The 6648-nt window shown below is 59.5% G+C and carries 6 protein-coding genes and 1 pseudogene; 2 read left to right on the forward strand and 5 right to left on the reverse strand.

Annotated features, from left to right (window positions below; genetic code table 11):
• Together IRZ24_RS15100 and IRZ24_RS15105 are read left to right on the forward strand one after the other, a co-directional pair.
• Nucleotides 1-309 (forward strand): annotated as a pseudogene (locus IRZ24_RS15100) (hypothetical protein); the annotation flags it as partial.
• Nucleotides 310-786: 477 nt separating this feature from the next.
• Nucleotides 787-2184, forward strand: coding sequence for a hypothetical protein (locus IRZ24_RS15105; RefSeq protein WP_297165687.1), 1398 nt, complete (start codon nucleotides 787-789; stop codon nucleotides 2182-2184).
• 330 nt (nucleotides 2185-2514) lie between these two features.
• Here the strand turns inward: IRZ24_RS15105 and IRZ24_RS15110 are convergent, their stop codons facing one another.
• The 5 genes from IRZ24_RS15110 to IRZ24_RS15130 form a co-directional block, all read right to left on the reverse strand.
• Complete coding sequence (locus IRZ24_RS15110) at nucleotides 2515-2793, reverse strand: YggT family protein (RefSeq protein ID WP_297165689.1); 279 nt, start codon at nucleotides 2791-2793, stop codon at nucleotides 2515-2517.
• 5 nt (nucleotides 2794-2798) lie between these two features.
• The gene (locus tag IRZ24_RS15115) at nucleotides 2799-3296 is read right to left on the reverse strand and encodes a DUF6391 domain-containing protein (protein WP_297165691.1); all 498 of its coding nucleotides are present in this window, start codon (nucleotides 3294-3296) and stop codon (nucleotides 2799-2801) included.
• A 15-nt stretch (nucleotides 3297-3311) separates the two neighbouring features.
• Entirely contained in the window at nucleotides 3312-4049 is a 738-nt protein-coding gene (locus tag IRZ24_RS15120; RefSeq protein ID WP_297165693.1) for a YggS family pyridoxal phosphate-dependent enzyme, read from the reverse strand.
• Between the two features lie 141 nt (nucleotides 4050-4190).
• Complete coding sequence (pgeF, locus tag IRZ24_RS15125) at nucleotides 4191-5150, reverse strand: peptidoglycan editing factor PgeF (RefSeq protein WP_297165695.1); 960 nt, start codon at nucleotides 5148-5150, stop codon at nucleotides 4191-4193.
• Between the two features lie 174 nt (nucleotides 5151-5324).
• Complete coding sequence (locus tag IRZ24_RS15130; RefSeq protein ID WP_297165697.1) at nucleotides 5325-6572, reverse strand: LCP family protein; 1248 nt, start codon at nucleotides 6570-6572, stop codon at nucleotides 5325-5327.
• Nucleotides 6573-6648 lie beyond the last annotated feature (76 nt).

Raw genomic sequence — 6648 nt, forward strand, 5'->3', positions numbered from 1 at the left:
GGTCAGCACAGTGGCTATGGCTATACGCGGGCTGACTTCAATACCATCCTGGCCTATGACGCCACTGAAACGCTGCTAGAGGGCTGCCGACGGGCGCTGGCTTCAGGCGGCAATCAGCAAGCCCTGACGGGCGACAAGCTGCGCCAGGCCTTGACCACCATCAGCGGTAGCAGGGCCATCCAGGGCATCAGTGGCCAGATCTCCTTTGCCAGCAACGGTGACCCCGTTGATAAGGCGGTGGTCATCCTCAACGTGGATGCCCAGGGACACATCAAAATTGCCTCCATTGAGGGCAAGTTCTTCAAGTAGCGGTCAGCGGCTCTAAGCAGTCCAGCCCCAAATCCGTCGGCGTAGCGCGACCTCCTTTGCCTCTCGCCGTTCAGGCTTACCCTGACCCTGATGGCTAGTCGCTGAGACCCGTGGCCAGGGAGCAGCCAGAGAGCAGGGAGGTCGCGCTTGCTGCGCGCCTCCCCAGTTACCGCCTGCGTGGCGACCTCGCGGGGCTAAGAAATTTTAAGGAATTGATATTATTCCCCATGAACATGTTGAATTTCTCCAGTTAGTGTGGTAATCTCTTAAGAGAAAGAGAGCAGATAGTCATCTTGCTGGTGAATTATGGCGACGCAACATGAGAGCCTCAGCAGCCCTAGTCCATGAAGGTCGATCTCTGCAAGGCTATGCCGGCGGCCCTGGACTCATGAAGCTGACCATCAGCGGGAGGACTGTTAGCGGGCGGCTCGTGTTAGCGCCAGTAGACAAGAGAAGCAAAGAAAGGATGACGGAGGTATGGTACAACAAAGACAATTGTTCTCGGTTGGTCGGCATCCGCGGCTCATCATTGAGGATCTCGCTGGGAGCCTTGAGGTCAGGGCTTGGGAGGAGAGCAGCATAGCGGTGGAAGCCGCTGGCGAGCTGCCGGAGATCAGCCAGGAGCAGGACCGGCTGAAGATACAGGGTGGAGTAGGCGATCTGAGCCTGTATATTCCCCTGGGGAGCCGCCTCTTTGGAGGACCGCGGGCCATAACGGATCTCTATGTACGGCGTCTGAGCGGTCATGTGAGCATTGAGAAAGCGCGCGACGTGATCCTCAGCGACATCAATGGGGGTGCGCGTCTCAGCGACTGCGAGGGGAATCTGGCTCTTGAAGCCATTCAAGAGCCGGTCGAGATTATGGCCTGTGGTGCTGACTTGCAAGCGCGGCGTCTGAAGTCACTGCGGGTACGACGGGGCATCGGGGAGAATGCTCGTCTAAGCGAGCTAGAAGAAGTCGACATCGACTACATTGGCGGCGATGTCGAGGTCAATCAGATACAGCGGCGCTGTGAGTGTGGCAGCGTGGGCGGCGATTGCCGCTTGGAGGGATGCGCCGAAGCAGACCTCTTGCTAGGTACCGTGGGCGGTGATCTGCAGGTCGTACAGGCGCGACGCCTGCATGCTGGTAATGTGGGCGGCGACGTCCGTTTACAGACCATAGCTAGCGATGTGAGACTGGGCAACGTAGGCGGCGATGTGAGTGGGGTCGCGCTCGCTGGTCTGATCCGCCTCGGCCATGTAGGAGGCGATCTTGATCTGAGCGAGGTGAGCGGGGCCGTCGAAGCTGGTGCCATTGGCGGCGATCTCTCCCTGGCTGGAGCATTTCCTCCGGGCAGCCATACGCGCCTGCGCGTGGGTGGGGATGCGCGGATTATCCTACCCGAGCAGGCCAACCTCAAGATAGAGGCAGTTGTCTCAGGTTCGATTAGCGGCGCCAACGTGCCCGTCCCTGATGGGGGGGCCGTTAGTCTCACCTATGGCGATGGGGCAGCTACAATGGAGCTGCAGGTCGGGGGCGACCTCAGTTTGCGGGGAGCGGGTGCGCCAGCCACCTGGGAACTGAGAAGTCCCTCCTGGTCCTGGGACTGGGGACCCGCCTGGGATCAGTTGGGTCGGCAATTGGGACGGGAATTTGCCTCTGTTGGTGAGGAGCTAGGGCGTCTGGGCCGCGAGTTAGGGCGTGAAGCTGCTGAGATGGCTCGCGAGCTGAAGCGACGGCGCGGCTGGCGTATCGATCTGGCCCGCGGGGGCTGGTCTCATGAGCGCAGCAGCGAGAGTGCTGAAGCCCGCGCCGCTATCCTGCGCATGGTTGCTGAGGGGCGGCTCTCCCCCGAAGAGGGCGACCTGCTTTTGCGTGGCCTTGAGAACTAGACGCCTTGCGCCCGGCCTCGGCGTCCTCATCTCTCCCCTTGTCCAGTGGTGAGAAACGCGACCCTGCAGCGTTTCTCACCACCAGCCAAGCCTACCCCAACGGCTGAGCTGGGGAGCCTCAAGCATGCTACTCACCACTTCGCTGCCCGCGATACGGCTAAGAACCGCAGCCTGCCAGCCTGTTCACTCGCCCCGCAGCAAGCGGCGCTGCAACTCCTCCAGAGTCAAGCTCTCCAGAGCTTCGCGGCGACTACCAGGCGTCACGTGCACCTGAACCTTAAGCATCGTCCTTCCTGCGGGCGTCCCTGTCTCCGCTCAGGGCGGTGATCATTACCATGTTGAGGGCAGTGCCTGAAGCAGAAGCACCATCAGGGTGTAGAGAATGAAAATCGCCGTTGTCAAAGAGAAGTTGATAAACATCACCGGTGGCACGAGATTACGAACAGGCTTAACAAACGGTTCGCTATAGCTGGCGAGAAAGCGCATGAGGCTATAACGCTCGTCAATGCCAAACCACGAAGCGATTGCCCGTATGACCAGAGTGAGGATCACCAGACCGATGCCATAGCGGACAATCCAATGGAGGATCGGGATCGGCAGACCGAACATAGGCATCACTCCTGCGCAGTACGAACCTCAATGACTTGGAAGCCAAGCAGCTTACGTCGCCGGATGTCAGTCACGCGCACCCCACGCAGATCGGGCAACGTCGTCACATACTTCTGGACCAGCTCACCCAAAGGGCGAGCAGCCAGCAGCCCGGCCACAGAAGCCAGAACCGTTGAAGTGACGCGCGTGCGTGTCCGCGAGGAGGCGAAACCGAGCATGGTTCCAATGGTCACCAGTGAGATGCCCACGGCCAGATTAGTGCCGCAATTCGGATGAATCGCTAGCTCGGCCTCCCCGGACTGCAAGCGCTGGAGGGCCTCATCAACGGCGCGACGCAGGACTGCGAGATCGATATCACTGCCAAACATCAGAAAGCCGTCGGTTGTGGCCCGGGCGGAGACACGCAGATCGGGGACCATCTGGCTCAAAATAGTGACTGTAGCATGCTCCAGCGCATGATTTTGCCGCATGCGGCGACTGAAAAGAAAATCACCTGGTTTCATGGCTCGCTCTATCCTTTATTGTCGCGAACGCTCACCGAAGATCGCTCGCCCAAGGCGCACGATCGTCGCGCCTTCCTCGATCGCGACCCAATAATCATCGGTCATACCCATAGAAAGATGTTGCCAGGGACACTGTGGCAGCAGCGAACGCAGGCGTTCGAGCAGCTCACGCAAAGTACGGAAGACGGGACGTACCTCCTCGGCATTGCTCACCAAAGGAGCTACAGTCATCAAGCCCTGGACCTCTAGCTGAGGAAGCGCAGCCACCTGGCGCGCGAAGTCAGGCAATGCCTCGGGACTGACTCCGCCCTTGCTGGCCTCACCGGCCACATTGACCTCTAGCAAGACGGGCAAACGCCGTCCCAACGCACCGGCATGACGACTGAGCGCCTGGGCACTGTGCCAGCTCTCGAGGCTTTCTATCCAGTCGAAAGCCTCGGCCACCTTTTTAGCCTTATTGCTCTGCAGGCGACCAACCATGTGCCAGCGCAGCCCCGACGGGTGGAAAGCGGCAATTTTGGGGAGCGCCTCCTGTACCCGGTTCTCGCCGAAGTCAGTCACGCCAAGATTGTAGGCTACCTTCACAAATTCAACTGGGAACGTCTTCGAGACAGCCACCAGCGTGATCTCCTCTGGCTGGCGACCCACGCGCGCCGCAGCCTCCGCGATCCTATGACGCACGTGTGCCAGATTGGCCGCTAACCGTTCCTGTAGCTGCTCTTCCACATCATAGGCATACAACGGCTCTGCCATGATCAACCCTCCTGCCCTCTCGTCCAGGCTGCCCCGTGCCACGGCGACGGTCGCCAGCCAGACCGACCGGACGGGGCCAGGCCAGCTACCGACTGTCTATCGCTACTTGTCTACTGCCTGCCAGATGACTGCCTCCGGCTCTTAGGCCTCTTCCGGGCGCAGAGCCATCAGCACCGGGAAACGGCCCGTACGCCCCTGCTCAGCGCGGTATGAAAAAAAGTCCTGCTGGTGGCAGGCTGTGCAGAGACCAGCAAGCGCAATATGCTCAGCCTTCACCCCTGCCAGCAAAAGCTGTCGACGGTTCGTCTCCCACAGATCCAGATGGAGCTGAGGCTCAGAGGAAGCTGCAGGCCTCTCCCCTGAGGGAGGTACCAGAGAGAATACGGCGGACTCAGCCACCAGGTTACGCAGATCTGGACGGACTGGCAACTCTGTGAAGTCGCGCCGTCCGTAGAAAAGCTCGCGCACCGGCTCATCCACTGCATAGCAGCAGACACCGATGCCTGGCCCAATGCCGACCAGCAACTCCTCGGGAGCACAGCCAAACTGGCGCCGCAGGGCCTCGACGGTCGTCAGCGCAATGCCGCGGGCCGTACCGCGCCAACCAGCGTGCGCCAGGGCAATCACCTGCCGCTGCGGGTCATAGAAGAGCAACGGCAGACAGTCGGCGAAGGAGAGCGCCAGCACCACCTTGCGCTCTGCGGTCATAATCGCGTCCGCCCTACGACGGGGGCGGGGCGTCCAAATCACTTCATGACCAGCCACCTGCAGAGCACGGTAGGGCCAGTCCGACGACCAGTCCTCCCACTGCTCGCTTGCAAAAAGGGCCACCTCAGCACTGTGGATCTGCCAGACCGTCGCGCAGGGCCAGGTCTCCAGACCAAGGGCCTGCAGTGCCAACCAGCGATTGGCGGCAGCCGCTTCCGGCCTGTCTTCCTTGAAGGAAACATTCAGGCCAGCACAAGGGGGCTGGCTATAGCCGCCATGCCGGGTAAAGATAGCGTGTACAAGCGTTGGAAACTGAATCAGGTGCTCAAACTGTAAATAGCGGACTGGACTCGATGAAGCGCCGCGGGCGGGTGCGGCTTGCTGCTCAATCACGAAGGCTCCTTATCGCAGAGAGTTTCTCTGAAGCCTATTGTAGCACATCGCAGGCGGCAAAAAGCGAGCGCCATTCCGCCGGGTCGCGGGCGAAGACAGGCAAGCCATAGGACAGCGGGCAGCGCTCGCGCAGGGCACTAAGCGACTTGTCTGTTACCGTCTGCCCTGATCGGCTCAGGGGCCGGAAACGTGACAGCTATCCACGTCGCCAAGCGCGAAAATACGGTTGATCAGCGGCTGAATATTCGTGCAATCGGGCAAGACTACCGATTGCTCAGAAGCGGTAGAGGGATCATAGACGGTGCTCAGGGTCCCATAGTTTTGGTTACCGGGTCCGGGGCCGAGCGTGACCTGATGAATAGCGCTAGACGGCAACGTCCGGCCATAATTAGCAAAGCCGATCATCTCTTCCTCACTGATGTCAGTATAGACCTTGCCCTGCAGATCGGAGATGATCGCCGAAAGATGCTCAATCACATTAGTCACGTCCAGCTTCTTTTTGAGCGCTTCCAGTACCTGCTGCTGACGTTGTGTGCGTCCGATATCACCGACAAGGTCAGCATGACGTGAGCGGACATACTCCAAAGCCTGTTCACCCGTCAGGTGCTGAGGCCCTGCCGGCAGGTAGAGACGCCGATAGCCGTAGGGATCAGTGGCGCCGGCTCCTACATCATCGGGATAGGTATCATCCACGATTGGGTGAGCAATGTCGATATCGACGCCGCCCAGAGTGTCAATCACCTTAGCAAAGCCATCCAGGCCTACCCAGGCATAGCGATCGATCGTAATGCCGTAATCCTTCTCGATCGTTAAGCGTGCCAAGCGCACCCCATCGTCAAAGCTATTGTGCTGAATGGCTCCCAAGAAAAAAGCCTGATCGATCTTATGCATGCCTCCCACCTGGGGAATGTAGACCCACGAATCGCGCGGGATAGAAACCAGGAAGACTTGATTCTGCTGTGGATCAATATGCACGATCATCATGACTTGAGTAAGGACAGCGGGAAACGTATACTTGCCATCGTTATCGCTCCCTAATAGCAGGATATTCCAGGCATGGCCGGTAATATCCGTACCGCTCGTAGGCGGTGCGCTATTTGGCTCCTCGCTGCTGCGACTTACAGGATGGACGAAGTGGGAAAGCGGTTCCTGAATTGTCGTCTGTACATAGTAGTAACCATAGGCGATGCCTCCTCCAAGCAAAAGCACCACGAGCAGCAGCGCCACCAGCAGCACGCGTCCCAGCGGGCGGCGTTTCTTAGGGGCTGTCAGTTTCAGCGTAGGAACCTCTGAGGCTGAGGTCGACCTGCCTGGCTCTGTTGCTAAACGCTGCGTAACCTGCTCCTCCAACGGCGGTTGGACCTGGGCAGATGGCGGCTGATCAGGGTCGAATTTCGGATCTGACTGCTCCGGACTTGTCATAGCGCAATCCTGCCGACACACTAGAGAACTCTGAGGACTCCCCGGCGAAGGTCCCCCCGCTCCTGACCCCCTATCT

Origin of the sequence: Thermogemmatispora sp. (assembly GCF_019683755.1) — a bacterium.
Taxonomy (GTDB): Bacteria; Chloroflexota; Ktedonobacteria; order Ktedonobacterales; family Ktedonobacteraceae; genus Thermogemmatispora.

Bases quoted from the DNA above. Each gene is read 5' to 3' on its own strand.
- IRZ24_RS15105 (WP_297165687.1), top strand. From the start codon at position 787: ATGGTACAACAAAGACAATTGTTCTCGGTTGGTCGGCATCCGCGGCTC.
- IRZ24_RS15110 (WP_297165689.1), bottom strand. From the start codon at position 2,793: ATGTTCGGTCTGCCGATCCCGATCCTCCATTGGATTGTCCGCTATGGC.
- IRZ24_RS15115 (WP_297165691.1), bottom strand. From the start codon at position 3,296: ATGAAACCAGGTGATTTTCTTTTCAGTCGCCGCATGCGGCAAAATCAT.
- IRZ24_RS15120 (WP_297165693.1), bottom strand. From the start codon at position 4,049: ATGGCAGAGCCGTTGTATGCCTATGATGTGGAAGAGCAGCTACAGGAA.
- IRZ24_RS15130 (WP_297165697.1), bottom strand. From the start codon at position 6,572: ATGACAAGTCCGGAGCAGTCAGATCCGAAATTCGACCCTGATCAGCCG.